The organism is Paenibacillus sp. PDC88 (assembly GCF_900106725.1).
Taxonomy (GTDB): Bacteria; Bacillota; Bacilli; order Paenibacillales; family Paenibacillaceae; genus Paenibacillus; species Paenibacillus shunpengii.
The window spans coordinates 1-20,575 of sequence record NZ_FNNT01000004.1 but is presented as its reverse complement, the minus strand read 5'-3'; the positions used below and the strand labels follow the sequence as shown (position 1 = coordinate 20,575).

The following is a 20,575-nucleotide window of genomic DNA, read 5'->3' as shown; positions in this document are numbered from 1 at the left end:
TAATATTATGACGCTTACCTGCTTCTACGTCAACCGTCGTCATTAGATGACAAGTTATGCTTTTTCACCAACTATAATATATAGGCATCTAGTTCCCCTATGAAAGCGTGTCAAACCACAGAACTGAAATGAAAAGAAATTCATTGAAAAATGTCGGAAAACTGTATAATCTATTAAGGATTGCAGAGGCTACATCTAACGATTATGTATGATTTTATTTTGAGGAGTGAACAATTTTGCAGCGTGAAATCGGAGTTAATGAGAAGCTCCCTGTAGGACCAGGTCTACTATTAAGTATTCAGCATTTGTTTGCCATGTTCGGCAGCACTGTACTGGTACCTAACATCTTTGGTGTCGACCCTGGGATGATCCTATTAATGAATGGTATAGGGACCCTTCTCTACATCTTTATATGTAAAGGAAAAATACCTGCCTACCTTGGCTCCAGCTTTGCTTTTCTTGCACCTGTGGGAGTGGTATTAGGACAACATGGGGATAATGGGTATTCCATGGCCCTCAGCGCGTTTATTGTCACGGGTATTATCTTCTGTCTTGTTGCTTTGATTATTAAATATACCGGCACAAAATGGCTGGACGTGCTCTTTCCCCCGGCAGTGATGGGAGCTGTTGTGGCTCTAATCGGACTGGAACTCGTTCCAGTCGCAGCAGGAATGGCAGGACTTGTTGGCACGGAAGAGGGTTGGTCCCCGGATGCAACCACAATCACACTATCCATGGTCACTCTTGGTGTAACCGTGCTGGGCTCCATTCTATTTCGTGGATTTGCGAAGATCATTCATATTCTGATCGGTATTGTGGCAGGTTATCTGCTTGCGTTCTTTATGGGAGTAGTCGATACAGCCAGCTTCTCAAGTGCAAGCCTGTTTAAAACGCCAGAAATAACGACTCCTACTTGGGATATGGGGGTAATCTTTACGATTGTACCGGTAGCCTTGGTCGTTATCGTTGAGCATATCGGTCACCTGCTCGTTACAGGCAGCATCGTAGGCAAGGATCTGTCCAAAGATCCTGGGCTTCATCGTTCCCTGCTGGGTAACGGCATCTCAACAGTGATATCTGGATTCGTTGGCTCTACACCCAACACAACTTATGGGGAAAATATCGGTGTCATGGCTTTAACTCGCGTTTACTCGATATTCGTTATCGGAGGGGCTGCGATTATCGCCATTATACTTTCGTTCTCAGGAACGTTTACCGCTATTGTCGCCAACATTCCGACCGCTGTAATGGGAGGCGTATCCCTTCTCTTGTTTGGGATCATTGCCGCATCCGGCTTCCGAATCTTTGTCGAGCAAAAAGTTAATTTCTCCAAAACCAAAAACATGCTGCTGACTACACTTGTATTCGTTACAGGGCTCAGCGGTGCTACCCTTGAGATAGGAACCGTACAGTTAAAAGGTATGGCACTTGCCACGATTGTTGGTATGATTGCTGCGCTGCTGTTCTATCTCTTCGAAAAACTGGGCTGGATGAATGAACGTGAGGATGAGTCCGCTCACTAAGATATACACAACACACACATACGAACGAAAAAAGGTGATCAGCTACAGCTGATCACCTTTTTTTCAATCATCTGACGTTTATTCGTCAAAATATTTCCCGGGAAACGGGAGATTAGTATTTCATAAGTGAATACACATTCACATCTGTAAGTTTATCTCTACCCTTGAGTTCTTCAAGCTCGATCAGGAATGCAGCGCCAACTACGTTTCCACCCAACTGACGAACTAGATTTACGGAAGTCGCAATGGTACCGCCTGTTGCGAGCAAATCATCAGCAATCAGCACATTTTGACCTTTTTCAATGGCGTCTGTATGCATTGCTAATTGATCCTTACCGTATTCGAGATCATATCCGATTTCAATCGTTTCCCCTGGTAGTTTACCGCTCTTGCGAATAGGTGCAAAACCAACACCCAGCGCATAAGCAAGCGGCGCTCCAACCACAAAGCCGCGTGCTTCAGGGCCCGCAATCACGTCAATTTTCAAATCAGATACAAGCTGCTTGATTTCATCTACCGCTTTGCGGTACACTTCGCCGTCCTTCAGCAGTGTTGTAATGTCCTTGAAGCTGATTCCGGGCTGCGGAAAATCAGGAATAACCCGAATGTAATCTTTAAAATCCAAAATAATCTCCTCCTAAAATAAATAAATGCTTAGGATGCACCTTTCATGTGAGTCATCATCCATTGCATCAGTTGGGGCGCTGCCAAATCGAACATCGCATGTTCCATATCAACGAGCTGTTCAATAGCCTGGTAGTTTCGGGAATCCATCAAATTTTGCTTGGAAGGATTCCTCACGAATGTTATTGTACCAGAATTTCGTTCAATGAATGACAGCTCCTCAAACACATCCATCACTTTGGAGATCATCCTTACAGAATATCCGCACTGACGACTGAGTGCCTCCATCATTCCTTTTTCCGGTACAGCTTCTTGTCCCCATTTGGATATAAGGACATATATACGTTTAAAATCATCACGCGTAAATCGCTGCAATCTCTCGCTTCGATGTACATGGGCGTGAAGAAGAATAACATTACCCGTTCTCTTGATCAAGCTTTGCATCGCTGTTAATTGCTCGGCAGTTTCGGGGGTATCCAGAACAAACAGATTATCCAGCTGCTCTCCCTCAAATTCTAACGCTAAGTCGTTCTTCGGAACGACTCCAACCTTCCTATCATATACCCAAATAGCCTTTTCATTCAATTGGTTTTCTAGACCAAATATATTTTTTTCATGAACAAGCACTCCGCTGATGCTTGACGGTGATTGAGCCCGGCTGCCCAGCTGCTGTATGAATCGCTCGATTTCGCGTCCTGGGTCCCTGCTTCCCCGATAATCAAACACCTGGTGCTCAGGAAATCTGAAATCGTCCAGCATCAGCTGCAGCTTCCTGGAGCCATTCCATTCATTGATTTGCAGCTCGCCCATCACTTCAAGTGCAGAGCCCTCTGGAAGATAGTCTGCATATATGCCGTTCCCAAATGAAACAGCATCAATAAGCTGACCATCTTGTTCTAGCGTAAGCTTTAAATGAGACTGATCTTTCCCCATCTTGCGGATGCCGACCAGATTCACATTTCGAATCACGAATTTAGGCGTAGGATTATCCATGCCAAATGGCTGAAGCAGCTCCAGCTCCTCAATGACAGACAGAGGTACCTCGCCTAGGCTGCACTCTCCATCTGTATCCTTCACCGGGATAAAATGCTCAGGCTGCATCGTTCTCTCTGCGTACTCATTCAGCTGCTCCTCAAAAAGTGTCAGTTGATCACGATGCAGCGTCATACCTGCAGCCGCAGGATGACCTCCATAATGATCCATGACATCCTTGCAAGCAGTTAGTGCCTCATAGATGTCGAGCCCAGGAACCGACCGGGCAGAGCCTTTACATTTGCCGGTCTCTGGATCGATGCCCAGGATTAGTGTGGGACGATAATAACGTTCCAGCACTTTTGAAGCTACAATCCCGACAACACCTGGATTCCAGCCCTCTCCTGCAATGACGATGACATGCGGAAGGTGACCTTTGGAGGCTTTTTTCTGCTCCAGCATCTCGACAGCCTGCTGGGTCATTTGCTGCACCACCTGCTGACGCTCCCGATTCAGCAGATCCAGTTCCTCAGCAAGCCTTACAGCTTCATCCTGATCCTCGGTTGTTAATAGGGCAACAGCCCTGCCTGCATGATCAAGCCTGCCGCTAGCGTTAATGCGGGGACCTACTGAAAAACCGATATGAACAGAATTGACGGTTGCTAGTTCAACTCCGCTGATCTCAAGGAGAGCACGAATCCCAAGATACGCCGAATTTTTCATCGATTCGAGACCTTGTTTTACAATGATTCGATTCTCATCTGTAAGCGGCATTAGATCCGCTATCGTGCCGATGCTTGCAATTTCCATCCATTCTTTCGGTACATCTCCCAGAATCGCTTGGGCAAGCTTAAGAGCAACCCCTACACCAGCTAAGCCTTTGAAAGGATAGGGACAATCTTTTTGCTTGGGGTTAATTAATGTATAGGCTTCCGGTAATACATCAGGAGGCTCGTGATGGTCAGTGACAATGACATCGATACCGAGCTCTTTTGCATAAGCAATTTGTTCTACCGCACTTATCCCTGTATCTACCGTGATGATTAATGTAACTCCCTGTTGATGAGCCCAGTCCAGCGCATGATTATGAAGGCCATAGCCTTCATTAGCACGATGGGGAATATATATATCGTAAGAGGCAGAGAGTCTGCGCATTAAATGAATCATCAGCGAGGTACTAGAGACTCCATCGGCGTCATAGTCGCCATATATTAAAATATGTTCACGCTGATCCAGCGCATCCTTAATGCGAGGCACGGCTTCCTTCATTCCTTTTAACAGATAGGGATCATGCATGGACCCCGCACCAGCATTTAAAAAGTGTGAAGCATCATCTATCTTACCTAAGCCTCGATTAGCAAGCAGTCTAGCCATCAGGGGAGATATGTTTAGATCATCAGCTAATTTCTGTACTTCTTCCTCATCATGCTTCGGCATATTCCATTGATATTTCGAATAAAGCACTGTAAATCACCTTTCTTTCTATACAGAATGAACTTGGCATCATTAATCCATAGTTCAATCTATCCAGCACGCCACAAACCTTTTGTATCCAAAGTAACAGCTGCTTATATACAATGGCCGTTTGTTCACTGAAGCAAAGTAGTAGACTCGCGTTCAGCCAGCTCATAATTACTCTTATATGGATACTCTGATAGATACGGCAGAACTTCTATGCTGACCTCTGTAACCTGTTCAAATCTTCCTGTAAGCAGAACCTTGACACGCTCTGACGTTTCCTGTGCCTCAGCAACGCTCATTCTTGGATTTACGGTCACTCTCACATCTACATAGATACCACTCGTCCGCTCGTAGGCGTTAATCTGTTCAACCGTTACAATACCATGTACACGCTGAACTGTCTCCATGTAATCATAGGTATCTTGTCGAACTTCCTTATCTTTGCGGCCCAAGAAATAGCTTGCGAGCAGCTCATATCCCTTCCAGATTACGATTCCGGATGTGATAAGCGCAGCAACAGGTTCACTGTATAGAAGCAAAGAGTAATCCATTTCTTTACCGATCATAGCAAGCGTGATGCCTGTAAGGACGATTATAGAGCTATATAGAGCTAAACGGTGATGACGGCCCATGATATGTATGGCTCTTTTATCCTTGTAGCTGCGTCTCCATTCATATTGAAACCATATCTCTCTTGCAACAAAAGCAACAAACGCGATGATTAAGACCATCAGCTGCGGCGGTTCAAGATCTCCTGCCACCATAACATAGATCGAAGAGAAAGCAATTTGCATTGCACCTAATATAACGAGCAAAGGAATGATCAGTGCGAGAAATTCTCCGAATCGAACCGTGCGGCTTGTAGAGGATTCTATGATGGGTTCCTTGTCAGCGTTACCGAACCGATGTGTAATAAGTGTAGAGACCTCACCTGCGGAGTATATTGCGTCGCTCAAAAGTGCCTTGTTTCCCGAAATATAACCTACACTGCCTTTTAATATCGTAAGTCCCATATTTCCGAGCATACTAGTCCAGAAACGAGACCTGTTCATTTTTTCCATATAATCAGTGGTCATCCGTGTTCCCCCTCTACACGTTAGACGGTTAGATTCGAAAGCCGCGCCTTACTCAGACGCGGCTTTCATTGTTTTACCATTGAAGTCAGTTAGCCGACTTCGCAGGATTGTTTGTTTTTGGCTTTTGTTTATTTTTAAGAATGGCCCAGAGTGGGCTTGCAATAAATATAGACGAGTAGGCACCGAAGACAAGACCAATCACCATAGCCAGTGAGAACATGCGAATCGATTCGCCGCCCAGCAGGAATAGGAACAGTGATGCAATAAATACGGTAATTGTCGTATTCAATGAACGAGTCATTGTCTGTGCAATGCTTCGGTTTACAACCTCATTCACATCTTTACTTGTCTTGGTCTTAGCAAATCTCAAATTCTCTCGAATCCGGTCAAACACAACGATCGTATCATTAATGGAGAAACCGACAATGGTTAATACTGCCGTAATAAAGGTCAGATCTACTTCCCATCTGAATAAAGAGAAAATACTGATAACGACAAATGCATCATGCAGCAGTGCGACGATTGCAGCTACAGCAAATCTCCACTCAAACCGAATGGTAACATAGATCAAAATCCCTAAGCTTGCAATCAGTACGGCATAAATTGCATTGCGTCCCAGCTCTTTGGCCATTTCCGGATCAACGGTGTTGACTTCAAAGGACGCTTCCGGGTCAATTTGTTCATTAAAAGCGGACTTCAAATTAGCTTCCTGTTCTTCATTGAGCACCGAAGAAAAACGAATATTCACTTGGCTTGTACCTGCAGAAATGGCAGGCTCGTCATCTGCAAGCCCCAGCTCTTCAAGGACAGGTTCAATTTCTTCCGTTGTAATCGTTTTGGACGCAGTCACGTCCACATTCGAGCCAGATCGGAAATCTACGCCATAATTAAGTCCGAAGACAGCAAGGCTTAATATCCCAAGCAAAGTAATGACGATGGAAAACGTATAAAAATATTTACTTATTTTGATGTAATCAAATTCCCAATTAAAGCGCACGAATTTCACTCTCCTTCACGCCGAAGTAAGAAGGCTTCTTAATCAGTTTTGCTTTGACAAGCAAGTTCAGCAAGAAGCGGGAGAAGAAGATATTCGTAAGAATACTCGTTACAATATCTATGATCAGAACGATTGCGAAGCCTCTGACTGCTCCGGTACCAAGCCAGAACATAACACCAGCTGCAATAATCGTGGTCACATTCGAATCCATTACCGTACGGAATGAGATCCGTTCACCGGACTTAACAGCAGACATGACGCTCTTTCCGCTGCGAAGCTCTTCTTTAATCCGTTCATAAGTAATAATATTGGCGTCAACCGCCATCCCGATCCCCAGAATGAAGGCCGCAATCCCTGGCAAGGTGAGAACGAAATCTCCCCAATAAAAAATAAGCAGAACAAGCCATGTATGCACGATGAGACAAAAGCTTGCTACAATCCCAGGTATACGATATAAAGCGATCATAAATATTAAAATAAAGACGGATGCAACAATCCCGGCTTTAATTGTCTGTTCCAGGGACAGCTGTCCAAGTGAAGCACCTACGCTTTGAGAGTATTTCTCTGTCAGCTTCAGTGGGAGCGCTCCAAGATTGATGGTGTCTCGAAGCTGGTTCGCTTCTTCCCGTGTGTAGCTGCCTGTGATCTGTGCCTTGCCATCGGTCAATACTTGCTGAACAATGGGTGCAGATAACAGTTCATCATCCAGATAAATGGCAAGCTCTTGACCTTGCAGACGCTCCGTAATTTCTGCGAATTTCTCCTTATCCTTCACCTGAATGTCCACCATAGGCTCATTTAGGCTGCCAAATACAACAGAGGCGCCGTTCTCGACAAACTCATTACCTCTGAGTTCAATTTTGCTGTACTCGCCGGGCTCGTCCCCATCCTGCGCACTGCGGAACGTCAGAACAGCCGGCTCCTTCATCTTGCTGCGTACCTCGGTCTCATCCGTAACCCCAGCAAGCTTCAAGCGAATCCGGTTCGAACCCTCTGTTGTTACTTCAGGCTCACTTGTTCCTAACGCATTTGCACGTTGCTCGAGACTCTTCGCCGTCTGAGTAAGTGATTCTCTGGTGACTTCTTGTCCTGCTTCCAGCGGCTCAGCTTCATATAAAATCTCGAAGCCTCCCTTTAAATCGAGGCCGAGGCGTATATTGTTAAGCAGACCTGGGCTTGTAAAAGCCATAACGCCGGCGGTCACTAGCACGACCAGAATGAAACTGATAGCTCTCTTCATGCCGTCACTTTTATCCCCCTTCATTCTCAATATTCCTATTATAGCTATGCAGGAAATCTCAGTCAATTTTCCTATATGAAAAAGGCATCGGGCGAACCGTTATTTCAGAAACAAAAAAATCCCTCTTTCCATTAGAAAGAGGAACCTCGATAAGCGGACAGCGTCATGTAATTCATAAAGCTGGTTGCCTTCAGCGATAAAATATCGTTAACCAGCTGATGCAGCTGCGGAACGCCGTGTTTCTCATATTTATGACTAATACAATTCCACACATCCTTACTGGTTACATGCTCATATCCTACCAACCGAAGTTCCTCAGCCTTACTGCAGCATAACAGCTCGATGGCTTCTTCAAGCTCTTGTCCATCCATTTCTTCAATTGTGGAATCCATCTGCTTCAGTCCTCCTTTAGACCTTCCATAATCCTTTATTCGTCTTATACCCGCTATACTCCTGCCTGATTCAGGATTAGAAGGCTGTTATATTCAGGAAATATCATAATTGGCAAACTTCCTAGTCATGAGATGGGACAGGTTTGGCATATCCATTTATTAAGAGCCAGTCCATCAGACACAGGAAATACGTATTAACCCAGGGGAAGAGGGAAATCCATTTATGAAAAAACAAACATTCATCCAAGGAACCATGATTCTACTTGCAGCCGGCATTATCAATCGTATCCTTGGATTTATTCCCCGTATCGTACTGCCCAGAGTCATTGGAGCTGAGGGGGTTGGTCTATACCAGCAAGGCTATCCATTTTTTATCGTCATTGTAACTTTGATTACTGGAGGCCTTCCCTTAGCGATCGCCAAGCTAGTTGCTGAAGCGGAATCGTTAGGCAATAACGGCACATCCGAAAAAATTCTTCGAGTCAGTCTTTTGTTCACATTGTCGCTGGGCGTATTATTCACTACCTTATGTATTATCTTTGCACCATGGGTAACGAGCACCATTCTAACGGATGAGCGAGTATATCATACCTTTGTGAGCATGACCCCCATGATTCTCATCATCGCAGTTTCGTCCGTGTACAGAGGATATTTCCAAGGTAAGCAGAACATGATTCCCTCTGCTGCTTCATCCATTGCCGAGACGCTCATGAGAATATTATGTGTGCTGTGGTTCTCCTATCTTCTGCTCCCTCGGGGTATCGAATATGCCGCAGCAGGAGCCATGCTGGGCGCGGTCGCAGGTGAACTGATCGGTATGATTGTGCTCCTCTGGCAGCATGAGAAGCACAGGAAAACAGGGAAATCCTTACCCTCTCTCCCTTCTTCGGCACCCACTAAACAGAGTCAGGGGCAACAAAAATCAATCTTCAAAAAACTGATGGCCATCTCCATTCCCGTTACAGCCGGGCGCCTAGTAGGTTCATTGTCTTACTTAATGGAGACCATCGTTACGGCTCAAAGTCTCGCTCTTGCAGGGCTGACCAAGGCATTGGCTACAGCACAATATGGAGCACTTCAAGGAATGGTCATCCCTCTGCTGCTGCTGCCAGGTGCGCTCACATCATCACTGGCGACATCCCTCGTGCCTTCCTTATCCGAGGCAGCCGCAAGAAAAGATTATAAAACCATTCATAAGAGACTACATCAATCTCTCAGACTTGCGCTCGTTACCGGGGGACCCTTTGCCGTCGTGATGTTTGTGCTCGCAGAACCTCTATGCCGGCTGCTATACGACGATGGCTCCATTGCCAACATGCTCAAGACCATGACTCCTTTTGCTCTGTTCATCTATGTACAGGCACCACTTCAGGCAGCATTACAAGCTTTAGATCGGCCAGGAAGAGCACTCATTAACACCACAATCGGTGCTGTTATCAAGATCACCCTTATCCTTACGCTGGCTTCAAGACCTGAATATGGCATATACGGAGCCGTCATCGCTATTTGTGTTAACTCTCTCATCGTCACTCTGCTGCACGGCCAAAGTTTGAGACAGCTGCTTGGTTTTCGTTTTCGCTGGCTTGATCTTATTAAAGTGGCCGCAGGTATGGTAATTATGGCCGGGCTAACACAGTATTTATTCCTTCATCTGCCCTGGACCCATTTATCCTTCTTACAATTTATAGTTTCCAGCTTCATAGGTCTTATCGTTTATTTAGCAGTGATGGCAGCCTGCCGATTAATTGATCTGCACGATTTATCCCGTGTTCCTTTTATCGGCTCATGGATATCACCACGTAAATAGTTTGCTGCAAATTTTCAATTATTTTTTAGAGCTGTCTTTTTTAGCATTCACGTAAATCTCGCCCTTATGATCAATCGAGCATAGAAAAACATCTTTGAAATCTTTTATACCGTGCTCTTGGATTTGATTCTTCAGCCAGAAGCGGTTTTTCTGAATCATATCCAGATTCGCATCCTGCACCTTCCCATCCATAATAAGTGGAAGCGGCAGTGCCTCGTATCGGATATTCGTCAGATTAATACTGTTCTGATCCAACTCTTCAGCAGCTTCGCTCATATGCGAAAACAGGCTTTTCTGCGACTGCTTGTGTCGCTCATCCGGCTTCTTCTCTTTTGGAATGACGGACAGCTTACCTGTTGTCTCTAGAATGGCAAACTGTAATTCATCGATATTATCAACATTCTGCTCACGCAATTGCAGCATGAGATCATCGAGATTATAACGCTGTCTCTTCATCTCATCACGCTGCAGTTTCCCATTTGACACGAGAATGACCGGTTTACCATCGACAGCAAGACGAAACCATCTGCTCTTGAGCCCGAGGAGCGCGAGACTAACCTGCAGAATAATGAGGGTTATTATCGGCACGATGCCTTCATATAGAGGTCTTTCCACATCCTCTATCGCGAAGACGGCAATCTCTGCAAGCATGATGGATATGACTAAATCAAAAACAGACAGCTTTCCTATCTCTCTCTTGCCCATCAAACGAATTGCAAAAGCAGCAATACAGTACATGAGCACAGTACGCAGTATATGTAGCACGACATGATCGATCATGATCCAGGCCTCCCTGTAGCTTTGGGTCAAATGTGGACATTGGTAATGGATAGGTTGACCGAAGTTCATGAGTGCCATTCCATTTAATTAATGGAAAATGAGTTCTTAAGCCGTATAGCTTGGCCATAGAATGTATTAATTACAGCCGATCAAGGAGGTTTCCTGTATGGATTTCGTACGCCGCGTATTTTCCATTCGTATTCACAGCCCGCTGCTCTCAGGATTGATTACTGCTTTTATCTGGATGTTTGTTGGTGCCCTGGTATTGTCTCTCTTTCTGTGGCTGACGGGTATGCGAGAGCAAGACTTATCCTTTTATACCTATTTAGTTCATTCCATTGCCCTTTTGTTTGGAGGGTTTGCTGCAGGAAAAAAATCAGGAGAACGCGGATGGTATCATGGTGGTATTACAGGAGCTGTCTACGGTCTTCTCGTCTTTGTTATCGGATTTCTCGCACTTAATTCTTCGATTCAACTATATGATTTGCTGCAATGGGCAATTGCATTTATCGTCTCTGCCTTGGGCGGCATATTCGGTGTCAATGTAAAAAGATGATCTCAAAAAAAGGACTCCTGAATGGAGTCCTTTCTCACTTCTTTAGCTTTAGAGGCAATGCTCAGTCCTGTTAAGGACATCATATCACTCTTTTCTAAGGCAGAAGCTTATGCAGTTTCTTCGCTTTCTCTAGGAACGACGGAGCTGATGCTGCTGCGGTTAAATGTCAATTTAGTGACATCGTTTACACGCAATACGATCGTATCGTCCGTTACTTCTGTAATTACACCGTGAAGTCCGCCGATGGTTACGACCTTATCTCCTTTTTTCAAGGAGTTCAGCAAATTTCTATGTTCTTTTTGTCTTTTTTGCTGCGGTCTGATCAGAAGAAAATAGAACACCGCAAACATAAGTACCATCATAATGATGAGCTGAAGACCGCCACCGCCTGCTGCTTGTAATGGAGCATTTATCATCTGTTTTCCCCCCTTTCACAAATTCACATACCTTATCATCAAGTACCGCTTATAAGCTACATTCCCCTGATTTAAAACCCTTTGTCATTATCATGAAGTCCATATTGCTCAAAGAACTCATCACGGAAATCTAGCAGACGGTCATCCATGATCGCCTGACGCACTTTCTTCATTAAATTCAATAAGAAATGCAGGTTATGATACGTTGTAAGACGCAAGCCAAACGTTTCGTCTGCCTTAATTAAGTGTCGTAGATATGCTCTGGAGTAATTCCGGCATGTATAGCAATCGCATTCAGGATCAAGCGGACTGAAATCACGGGCATACTTCGCATTACGAACCACTAGTCTGCCTTGACTGGTCATTGTTGTTCCATTACGTGCAATACGAGTAGGAAGTACACAATCAAACATATCCACGCCTCGGATGGCTCCCTCAATCAATGCATCCGGAGAACCTACCCCCATCAAATAACGCGGCTTGTCTGCCGGAAGCAATGGGACTGTATAATCCAAAACTTGGTACATCAAATGTTTGGGCTCGCCCACACTGAGTCCACCAATAGCATACCCCGGGAAATCCATGGAAGTCAAATCCTGAGCGCTTAGTTTACGCAAATCTTCATGCATTCCACCCTGTATAATCGCGAATAATCCTTGGTCATGAGGTCTTGCATGACTCTCAAGACAGCGCTCCGCCCAGCGGCTCGTTCTTTCGAGTGATCTCTTGACATATTCATAGTCTGCAGGATAAGGAGGACATTCATCAAAAGCCATCATAATATCCGAGCCTAGAGAATTCTGAATTTCCATCGCAACCTCAGGAGAGAGGAATTTCTTATCTCCATTTAGATGCGAACGGAAGTGTACACCTTCCTCGGTGATTTTACGCATTTCACTCAAGGAAAACACTTGAAACCCACCGCTGTCCGTTAGGATAGGACGATCCCAGTTCATAAATTTATGCAGGCCCCCTGCTTCGCGCACGATATCGTGCCCTGGACGCAGGAATAGATGATAGGTATTGCTCAGTATAATCTGAGCCTCCATCTCTTTGAGCTCTTCTGGGCTCATTGTCTTAACTGTGGCTTGGGTTCCTACCGGCATAAAAATAGGAGTCTCAATCACACCATGCGGAGTATGAACTCGTCCCAGACGTGCGCCTGATTGTTTACAAGTTTTTATATGTTCATAAGTAATTGCTGCTGACATTTTATTATTCTCATCCTCTATCTTAGTAAATGAACATTGAATCTCCGAAGCTGAAGAAACGATATTCTTGATTTACTGCCTCTTTGTAGGCAGTCATGATGTTCTCAAGACCAGCAAGAGCACTCACCAGCATGACAAGTGTTGACTTAGGAAGGTGGAAGTTCGTAATTAAAGCATCTACAACCTTGAATTCATACCCAGGGTACATAAATATATCTGTCCAGCCACTGCTGGCTGTGAGCTCTTTACCTTCAAGCTGAGTTCCAACGGTTTCGAGAGTCCGGCAGCTTGTTGTTCCCACCGCGATAACGCGTCCCCCACGTTTTTTCGTCTCATTGATCAGATCTGCTGTTTCTTGATTCAAGGAGTAATATTCCGCATGCATGACATGCTCCTCTACGACATCGACCGACATGGGGCGAAACGTTCCAAGCCCTACATGAAGGGTAATAAATCCAATGGAGATCCCTTTGTCTTGAATTCTTGCAAGAAGCTCTTTAGTAAAGTGAAGTCCTGCTGTAGGAGCCGCTGCAGAGCCTTCATGCTTAGCATATACCGTCTGGTAGCGCTCTTTATCCTCCAGCTTCTCCTTAATATACGGAGGAAGTGGCATCTGCCCTAAGCGATCCAGTATTTCCTGGAAAATACCATCATAGCTAAAGCGAATAACTCGTCCACCCATATCACTCTCTTCCTCAATGGTAGCGGACAACTCTTCACCAAAACGGATGACGGCTCCCTTCTTCAGCTTTTTCCCCGGCTTAACGAGCGTTTCCCAGCGATCTTCCCCAAGATTATGCAGCAGGAGAACCTCTGCCTTGGCACCCGTGTCTTCTTTAATACCAAACAATCTGGCGGGTATAACCCTCGTATCATTAAGTATTAAGGTATCGCCTGGGTTAAGAAAATCTATGATATCCGTAAAAGTGTGGTGCTCCATCTCACCCGTCTCTTTATTGAGCGTAAGCAGCCGTGATGCACTGCGCTCTTTAAGCGGCGTTTGAGCAATCAGAGACTCGGGTAGTTCAAAATCATACATATCTACATTCATAAGTTCGTCATTCCTTAACAATAATTACATTCTGATAATAGTGTTTCAAAATAGACTGGTAATCATACCCTTCATCTGCCATTCCCTTGGCACCCCATTGAGACAAGCCCAATCCATGACCGTAGCCCTGTCCGTTAAATAGGAAGGATTGAGTCTTGCTTACAGCTCGCGCATCTCCCTCGCCATTCATAACGACCATTGAATTGCCTGAGTAGGATGAGGTTCCTGAAGCCGAAATGACATGAGCACCGCCGGAACCTTTTTTCTCCGCGGTTTGTCCATTTGCACCTAGTACAGTATAACTTCCGGTATCCGTAATATCAAACAATGTGCTTGGCAAGCTGCCAAATGCAGACCGATAAGCATCACCATATTTCACACCAAGCACCTGACCGTTCGCCTGTACTTCTAAAGCCCGGCCTGACGGCCCTCGTTCCGTAACTTCAAGGCTCGTGATAGAAGACGGTACAGCTGTGTTCACCTTCCCTTGCAGCATCGCAACGACCTCTGCGGAAGTGAAAGGACCTCTCATCCAGCTGAAGCTTCCCGATTCATTAACCTTACCCAGAACGACGACTTCGGTTCCCGGATTCAATTGAGCTATTGGGTTGACAGTCGATTGAATTAATGGAATTTTTCGCACATTCGTATTCTGAGCCGTTACTGTCAGCTTTGGAAGCCCTGCTGCCGTCGTGCCTTCCAGCAATTTGGTATTGTCTTCCCTTACGTAGCCTGTCTTGCCATCCGTAAGCAGCACATGATACCACTCGTATGTACCTTGCTGTGCTGCTTGGTCTCCAGGACTTGCCACACTAGCGAATAGGTTGCCACCGCCGTTCCATACCTCCGAAGGATCAGCCGTTGTTCCGCCTGCATTAGAGGAGAAGATGGCTTCAATAATCTTGCCGCCGCTCTTCAGGACTTCACCTGCTGTCGCATTAACGGCCTGTGTAACACGCTCATGCTCTGCTCCGATCCCGTTATAGGCCTGACTAAGTGTCGTATCTACAACATTGGCTATTGTAAATCGATTGCCCTGATATAGAGCATAGCTCCGTGCAGCAACAGCCTGGGCTTTCAATGTCTCTTCCGGCCAGGAGGTATACACCTCTGTTCCCACGACAGAGTAGAGATATTGCTCAAGCGGCAGCTCATTAACCAATGCCAATTGACCGTTATAGGTGCTAATCTCAAAATCACCACGATAGGTTCTCGCTGATCGTTCCGTAACGCGAATACCTGCATCTCCTCCGTCCAGCACGAGCTTAGCATCATTTCCACTGACGATATAATGATCCCGCGCCGCTGGTGAAGCAAGGTTCAGCATAGTATCCTCACGAATTATAATTGCCTTGGTATTTGGAGAGACCGGAGTCACGGTAAGCTGGGGCAGCTGCTGTTTTACTGCTTTTTCCACTGAAGTGAGCAGTGCATCTGTCGTCTCTTCACCGATCCAAACTGCATATTCAGGAGCTCCTGTACCCGTAGCTTGCAGCACAGTATACGCATCCAATCCTTCAGCCGTAATTGTGCTGCGTACCTTGTCAGCTGCCGCCTTGGAAGCATAGACACCGACAGAGCTATGTTTACTTCCCTTCACTGCAGGCTTTTGTCCATTTAACAGAGTGCTGTTATTCTGGGCTATACGTGAAGAAGCCGCTTCAGCCAGACTCAGCGTACTATAATTTCCTGCATATACCTGATACACGGTCTTACCGCTCTTAGAAGCAGAATACATTATCGGTTTGTCAGCTGTGCTCTGCAGAGCCTTAGTGATCGCTGCCGCTTTGGCAAACTCATTGGTTTCGAATACTTTCACACGATATCCGTCAACGCTGAATCGAACCTCGTCAGCATTTGAAAGTGTGATCCATGCTTCATATCCGTTACTGCCTATTATTCCAGCAGACCCATTACCTGCTGTTTGCATGGTAACTGCCGGCGTGGTTGACTTATACGTGCTGCCTAGATCAGCAAACATGGCAACACGAATCGTATCAACTTCCGATGCATCAGCATATGACGGCATGTAAAGACTTCCTGCTACCACTGCCGCTGCTACAGCGAGCTTCGCCCCCTGTAACCAATGCAGACGACGCTCGCTCGACTTTGTTCTTCGGTACATTTAGTTATTCTCCTCCCCCATGTTGGTGCAAAAGACTCCCTCTCCATTGCATAATGTTCATATCGTTTCTCTGGCTGTACAATTATACCTGTAGATTTGTTCTACTTATCCAACACTTTGAGCATCATTTGATATAAGATATGCAGCAGAAATACATGGCCAGTTCTCCAGCAGCGGGGCATTATTGCCTATGAACATGTCTTACTCTAGGTCAAACTCTTACTTATCTGTTGGCATGGGAATACCAAGATGTTCGTATGCCGCAGGTGTTACCACTCTGCCTCTAGGTGTCCTTTGAAGAAATCCAATCTGAAGCAGATAAGGCTCGTAAACATCTTCAATGGTCTGACTTTCTTCACCTATTGTTGCTGCAATCGTATCCAGTCCGACAGGCCCGCCCCGGAAGCTCACAACCATCGACTTCAGCATCTTATAATCTATATCGTCAAGTCCACGCGGATCAATTTGCAATCTTTTTAAAGCTTCCTCTGCCAAAGCAGAAGTAATGATTCCATCTCCCCGCACCATAGCAAAATCACGCACACGCTTCAGCAATCTGTTCGCAATTCGAGGCGTTCCTCTTGAACGAAGTGCAATCTCTTCGGCAGCATCGCCAACAATCTCAATACCGAGCAAATCCGCTGTACGAGATACAATGTAAGTCAGCTCGTCCACGGTATAGAACTCAAGACGACTGATTACTCCGAAACGATCTCGTAACGGTGCTGATAGCAGTCCTGCTCGTGTAGTAGCACCTACCAATGTAAACGGAGGAAGATCCAGTCGCACAGAACGCGCACTCGGTCCTTTTCCGATCATAATATCAAGAGCAAAATCCTCCATAGCCGGATACAGCACTTCTTCTACGGAACGATGCAATCGGTGAATTTCATCGATAAAGAGAACGTCCCCTTCCTGCAGATTGGTTAAGAGCGCAGCCAGATCACCCGGCCGTTCAATGGCAGGTCCTGAGGTTGTCCGAAGGTTAACACCCAGCTCATTCGCGATAATGTTGGATAATGTCGTTTTGCCAAGACCCGGAGGTCCGTACAATAGCACATGATCCAGCGCCTCGTTACGCATCTTGGCAGCTTCAATGTATACCTTCAGGTTCTCTTTGACCTGATCTTGCCCTATATACTCATTTAAATAGCGGGGACGCAGACTTAGCTCCACCGCGTGATCTTCCATCATCAGATTGGCGGATATAATCCGTTCATCCATATTTATCCCTCTATTCTGCTTCAAGCATTAACAAGCGGAGATATCCCGCTTTTTTTATCCAGTAAACAACATTTTGAGTGCCTTTTTCATCAAAAGGTCTGCTGTATCCTCAGCAGTTGTCTCATTCTTCATCTTGAGCCATACCTTATCCAGTTCGCTGTCTGTATATCCAAGTGCCTTCAAGCCTTCACGTGCCTCTGACCAGTAGGAGCCATCGCCTTCTTCCGCCACATTCGGTGCAAATAGACCGGTAGCATACATGGCACCTCCAAATCCGTCAAGCTTGTCCTTCAGGTCAAGTATCATCCGCTGAGCCGTCTTTTTACCGATACCCGGCAGCTTCGTAAGAAACGTAATATTCTCCTGATGAATGGCCGCGATCAGCTGATCTGGTGTACCTCCAGTTAGGATGCCCAGTGCTACCCGCGGACCAATCCCGGAGACTTCAATTAATTTACGAAAAAGCTGCTGCTCCTCACGCGTAGAAAAACCATATAACAGCATTGCGTCCTCTCTCACATGATGATGAGTATACACCGTTACAGCAGTTCCTTCCTGCTTAGCAAAAACAAAAGGGTTCGGGCAAAAAATCTGATAGCCGATTCCTTGAACATCGATGACCACATAATCATTTTCAATCATGACAACAGGCCCTTTAATATAATCTATCATTTTCTCGTAACCTCATTTAACTTCGAATTTAGTGTATAGGAATGGGCATGACATATAGCCACAGCCAAGGCATCTGCAACGTCGTCTGGTTTAGGGACGGTCTGCAGCTTGAGATACATTCGAACCATCTCCTGAACCTGCTTCTTCTCTGCCTTACCGTAGCCAACGATAGCCTGCTTAACCTGCATCGGTGTGTACTCAGCTATAGGCAGTCCCCTCTGCGTAGCAGCAAGCACCAGCACTCCCCTCGCCTGACTTACTGACATCGCTGTAGTTACATTTCGATTAAAAAACAATTTTTCCAGTGCAACTGCATCCGGTTTATATTTATCTATCAATTGGCACATGGCTTCATATACGTGTAGTAGTCGTTCCTCATCAGGCGTGTGTGCCTCTGTCTGTATCGATCCGTATTGTACAGGTGTTAATTTGTTCCCTGTTTTATCCACGAAGCCAAACCCTACAATAGCTATCCCAGGGTCAATTCCTAAAAAGCGCAAAACCATCTCTCCTTAACATCTGCGAACATATGTATCGTTTAATCATTATATCAAATGTTCAAGGCATAGAACGAAAAAGTTTGCACTTCGACGAAAACTCCTACAATTTCGTGAATTTCGAACAAAAGAAACACAAAAAAGGCAGTTCTCACTGCCTTCTTCAATATAACTGCATATTAAATTCGAAATATACTTACCTTACAATATTCCCGACCGGTGCAACTGCATAATCGCTAAAAGTCGATAAAACACTATTATATTCATCAACATCCTGAATGCGAATTCCTTTATGAAGCTGCTCAAGGACACCTTCCGGGAGGGAAGATTCCATCGTCCCTACGTCCAGCTGAAAAAAAGTACGAATGACCTTCTCTTCATCAGGTTCACCTTGGTACAGTATCAAATTCCCATTAGGATCTACTCCCATAAATGCATTTTCTCTGCATTCTGGAGATAGATCATGAATCTGTTCATTCAGTATAAGTCGGTCCTGTTCCAAGCGACCGCTCCAATCGGGATGCTGCTTAATCATGGAGACCATTTCAGCGGTATCAAATATCCCCAGAGATATAGTCTCTACGCCACATATATAACTCTTCTCCAAGGAGACTTCTCTTACCTGTTTTGTTCCTTCGAGCTTCTTGATAAGCACCTCCTGTGAGGGGTCTGACTCTTTTATAAACGTCATATGATGTCCAATGACCTCCACACTGTCCGGCAAAGTCAATAAAGACTGCAAAGATTGTGATAACGGAAGCCCTCCGATAGCCATAGCCGCGAGAAGCAAACATATGGTAAGCGTCCAGAAAGTACGTTTAAGTCGTTTAAATCGTTTATCTTTATTTTTTCGTCGAAAAAAAATCAATGGAATCCCCTTCTATCACACTTTTTTGTTAAGTGTGACCGGAATTCAATAAATATATACAAAAAAGGTTACCGCCTTAGCGATAACCTTTCCCTGAATCGGGATGACACGATTTGAACATGCGACCCCCTGGTCCCAAACCAGGTGCTCTACCAAGCTGAGCTACATCCCGATAAATAATGCCGGTGAAGGGACTCGAACCCCCACGGTTTCCCTCACGATTTTGAGTCGCGCGCGTCTGCCAATTCCGCCACACCGGCCTATTTTGTAAAATAAAGAAAAAGCGGAAGACGGGAATCGAACCCGCGACCCTCGCCTTGGCAAGGCGATGCTCTACCGCTGAGCCACTTCCGCTTAATAGGATGCGCGTGGAGGGACTTGAACCCCCACGTCAAAGACGCTAGATCCTAAGTCTAGTGCGTCTGCCAATTCCGCCACACGCGCATATATATGGAGAGTCATATAGACTCGAACCAACTAGTTATCAAAGATTTAAATGGCGGAACTGACGGGATTCGAACCCGCGATCTCCTGCGTGACAGGCAGGCATGTTAGGCCTCTACACCACAGTTCCACGTAAATCAATTGCGGGGGCAGGATTTGAACCTGCGACCTTCGGGTTATGAGCCCGACGAGCTACCGAGCTGCTCCACCCCGCGATATTAAGAATGGAGACTGAGGGGATCGAACCCCCGACCCTCTGCTTGTAAGGCAGATGCTCTCCCAGCTGAGCTAAGTCTCCATTATGTAAAGTTTAAAAGAAAGTGACCCGTAGGGGATTCGAACCCCTGTTACCTCCGTGAAAGGGAGGTGTCTTAACCCCTTGACCAACGGGCCGCTGGCTCCCCGAACAGGACTCGAACCTGTGACAACTCGATTAACAGTCGAGTGCTCTACCAACTGAGCTATCAGGGAATATGTAATAAAATAATAGTTCAGCTTGGCGGCGTCCTACTCTCCCAGGACCCTGCGGTCCAAGTACCATCGGCGCTGGAGGGCTTAACGGTCGTGTTCGGGATGGGTACGTGTGGAACCCCTCCGCTATCGCCACCAAACATGATTTTTGCGCTGTGATATCTTCGG

The 20,575-nt window shown here is 45.7% G+C and carries 18 protein-coding genes, 9 tRNA genes and 1 rRNA gene; 3 read left to right on the top strand and 25 right to left on the bottom strand.

Annotated elements, in window-relative coordinates; all coding sequences use genetic code 11:
- The first annotated feature begins 236 nt into the window (after positions 1 to 236).
- Entirely contained in the window at positions 237 to 1,523 is a 1,287-nt protein-coding gene (gene uraA / locus BLW49_RS13435; RefSeq protein WP_090725110.1) for a uracil permease, read from the top strand.
- Between the two features lie 112 nt (positions 1,524 to 1,635).
- On the opposite strand, the gene BLW49_RS13430 is transcribed toward uraA, so the two are convergent.
- From BLW49_RS13430 to BLW49_RS13405, 6 genes are all read right to left on the bottom strand, one after another.
- Positions 1,636 to 2,148 carry an adenine phosphoribosyltransferase gene (locus BLW49_RS13430; protein ID WP_047913322.1) on the bottom strand — a complete coding sequence of 171 codons (513 nt, stop codon included), beginning with the start codon at positions 2,146 to 2,148 and terminating at the stop codon, positions 1,636 to 1,638.
- Between the two features lie 29 nt (positions 2,149 to 2,177).
- Positions 2,178 to 4,583, bottom strand: coding sequence for a single-stranded-DNA-specific exonuclease RecJ (recJ, locus tag BLW49_RS13425; protein WP_090725109.1), 2,406 nt, complete (start codon positions 4,581 to 4,583; stop codon positions 2,178 to 2,180).
- A gap of 125 nt (positions 4,584 to 4,708) precedes the next feature.
- Positions 4,709 to 5,656 carry a cation diffusion facilitator family transporter gene (locus tag BLW49_RS13420; RefSeq protein WP_090725107.1) on the bottom strand — a complete coding sequence of 316 codons (948 nt, stop codon included), beginning with the start codon at positions 5,654 to 5,656 and terminating at the stop codon, positions 4,709 to 4,711.
- Positions 5,657 to 5,741: 85 nt separating this feature from the next.
- Complete coding sequence (secF, locus tag BLW49_RS13415; RefSeq protein ID WP_076313488.1) at positions 5,742 to 6,653, bottom strand: protein translocase subunit SecF; 912 nt, start codon at positions 6,651 to 6,653, stop codon at positions 5,742 to 5,744.
- Complete coding sequence (gene secD, locus BLW49_RS13410; protein WP_076313568.1) at positions 6,643 to 7,893, bottom strand: protein translocase subunit SecD; 1,251 nt, start codon at positions 7,891 to 7,893, stop codon at positions 6,643 to 6,645. The genes secF and secD overlap by 11 nt, the downstream gene beginning before the upstream one ends.
- Before the next feature lie 131 nt (positions 7,894 to 8,024).
- Positions 8,025 to 8,285 (bottom strand): post-transcriptional regulator, encoded by a 261-nt coding sequence (locus BLW49_RS13405; RefSeq protein ID WP_047913325.1) that lies wholly within the window; start codon positions 8,283 to 8,285, stop codon positions 8,025 to 8,027.
- A 223-nt stretch (positions 8,286 to 8,508) separates the two neighbouring features.
- Here BLW49_RS13405 and spoVB point away from each other — a divergent pair, with 223 nt between their 5' ends.
- Positions 8,509 to 10,092 carry a stage V sporulation protein B gene (gene spoVB, locus BLW49_RS13400; RefSeq protein WP_090725106.1) on the top strand — a complete coding sequence of 528 codons (1,584 nt, stop codon included), beginning with the start codon at positions 8,509 to 8,511 and terminating at the stop codon, positions 10,090 to 10,092.
- Between the two features lie 18 nt (positions 10,093 to 10,110).
- On the opposite strand, the gene BLW49_RS13395 is transcribed toward spoVB, so the two are convergent.
- On the bottom strand, positions 10,111 to 10,872 hold the full coding sequence (locus tag BLW49_RS13395; protein ID WP_047913327.1) for a YetF domain-containing protein: 762 nt from the start codon (positions 10,870 to 10,872) through the stop codon (positions 10,111 to 10,113).
- A gap of 166 nt (positions 10,873 to 11,038) precedes the next feature.
- Here BLW49_RS13395 and BLW49_RS13390 point away from each other — a divergent pair, with 166 nt between their 5' ends.
- Positions 11,039 to 11,428 (top strand): TIGR04086 family membrane protein, encoded by a 390-nt coding sequence (locus BLW49_RS13390; RefSeq protein WP_047913328.1) that lies wholly within the window; start codon positions 11,039 to 11,041, stop codon positions 11,426 to 11,428.
- Positions 11,429 to 11,535: 107 nt separating this feature from the next.
- Here the strand turns inward: BLW49_RS13390 and yajC are convergent, their stop codons facing one another.
- The 18 genes from yajC to rrf form a co-directional block, all read right to left on the bottom strand.
- Positions 11,536 to 11,844: a preprotein translocase subunit YajC gene (gene yajC, locus BLW49_RS13385; RefSeq protein WP_047913329.1), complete on the bottom strand. Its 309-nt coding sequence runs from the start codon at positions 11,842 to 11,844 to the stop codon at positions 11,536 to 11,538.
- 71 nt (positions 11,845 to 11,915) lie between these two features.
- On the bottom strand, positions 11,916 to 13,055 hold the full coding sequence (gene tgt / locus BLW49_RS13380) for a tRNA guanosine(34) transglycosylase Tgt (RefSeq protein WP_047913330.1): 1,140 nt from the start codon (positions 13,053 to 13,055) through the stop codon (positions 11,916 to 11,918).
- 22 nt (positions 13,056 to 13,077) lie between these two features.
- Positions 13,078 to 14,106 carry a tRNA preQ1(34) S-adenosylmethionine ribosyltransferase-isomerase QueA gene (gene queA / locus BLW49_RS13375; RefSeq protein ID WP_047913331.1) on the bottom strand — a complete coding sequence of 343 codons (1,029 nt, stop codon included), beginning with the start codon at positions 14,104 to 14,106 and terminating at the stop codon, positions 13,078 to 13,080.
- A gap of 7 nt (positions 14,107 to 14,113) precedes the next feature.
- Positions 14,114 to 16,231 (bottom strand): SpoIID/LytB domain-containing protein, encoded by a 2,118-nt coding sequence (locus BLW49_RS13370; RefSeq protein ID WP_090725104.1) that lies wholly within the window; start codon positions 16,229 to 16,231, stop codon positions 14,114 to 14,116.
- Positions 16,232 to 16,450: 219 nt separating this feature from the next.
- Positions 16,451 to 17,455, bottom strand: a complete 1,005-nt coding sequence (ruvB, locus tag BLW49_RS13365; RefSeq protein WP_047913332.1) for a Holliday junction branch migration DNA helicase RuvB — start codon at positions 17,453 to 17,455, stop codon at positions 16,451 to 16,453.
- Between the two features lie 54 nt (positions 17,456 to 17,509).
- Complete coding sequence (gene ruvA / locus BLW49_RS13360) at positions 17,510 to 18,127, bottom strand: Holliday junction branch migration protein RuvA (RefSeq protein WP_047913333.1); 618 nt, start codon at positions 18,125 to 18,127, stop codon at positions 17,510 to 17,512.
- A complete protein-coding gene (gene ruvC, locus BLW49_RS13355; RefSeq protein WP_047913334.1) occupies positions 18,124 to 18,627 on the bottom strand; it encodes a crossover junction endodeoxyribonuclease RuvC in 504 nt (167 codons plus the stop codon). Before ruvC ends, ruvA begins: the two co-directional genes overlap by 4 nt.
- Positions 18,628 to 18,820: 193 nt before the next feature.
- A complete protein-coding gene (locus BLW49_RS13350) occupies positions 18,821 to 19,492 on the bottom strand; it encodes a BofC C-terminal domain-containing protein (protein WP_090725103.1) in 672 nt (223 codons plus the stop codon).
- Positions 19,493 to 19,590: 98 nt separating this feature from the next.
- A tRNA-Pro gene (locus tag BLW49_RS13345) sits at positions 19,591 to 19,664 on the bottom strand.
- Positions 19,665 to 19,672: 8 nt separating this feature from the next.
- Positions 19,673 to 19,752, bottom strand: a tRNA-Leu gene (locus BLW49_RS13340).
- A gap of 22 nt (positions 19,753 to 19,774) precedes the next feature.
- Positions 19,775 to 19,846, bottom strand: a tRNA-Gly gene (locus BLW49_RS13335).
- A gap of 9 nt (positions 19,847 to 19,855) precedes the next feature.
- Positions 19,856 to 19,936 (bottom strand) — tRNA-Leu (locus BLW49_RS13330).
- Positions 19,937 to 19,989: 53 nt separating this feature from the next.
- Positions 19,990 to 20,066, bottom strand: a tRNA-Asp gene (locus BLW49_RS13325).
- An 11-nt stretch (positions 20,067 to 20,077) separates the two neighbouring features.
- Positions 20,078 to 20,151 (bottom strand) — tRNA-Met (locus BLW49_RS13320).
- Between the two features lie 10 nt (positions 20,152 to 20,161).
- Positions 20,162 to 20,234 (bottom strand) — tRNA-Val (locus tag BLW49_RS13315).
- A 23-nt stretch (positions 20,235 to 20,257) separates the two neighbouring features.
- A tRNA-Glu gene (locus tag BLW49_RS13310) sits at positions 20,258 to 20,329 on the bottom strand.
- Between the two features lie 2 nt (positions 20,330 to 20,331).
- A tRNA-Asn gene (locus BLW49_RS13305) sits at positions 20,332 to 20,407 on the bottom strand.
- Positions 20,408 to 20,430: 23 nt separating this feature from the next.
- A 5S ribosomal RNA gene (rrf, locus tag BLW49_RS13300) occupies positions 20,431 to 20,547 on the bottom strand.
- Positions 20,548 to 20,575 lie beyond the last annotated feature (28 nt).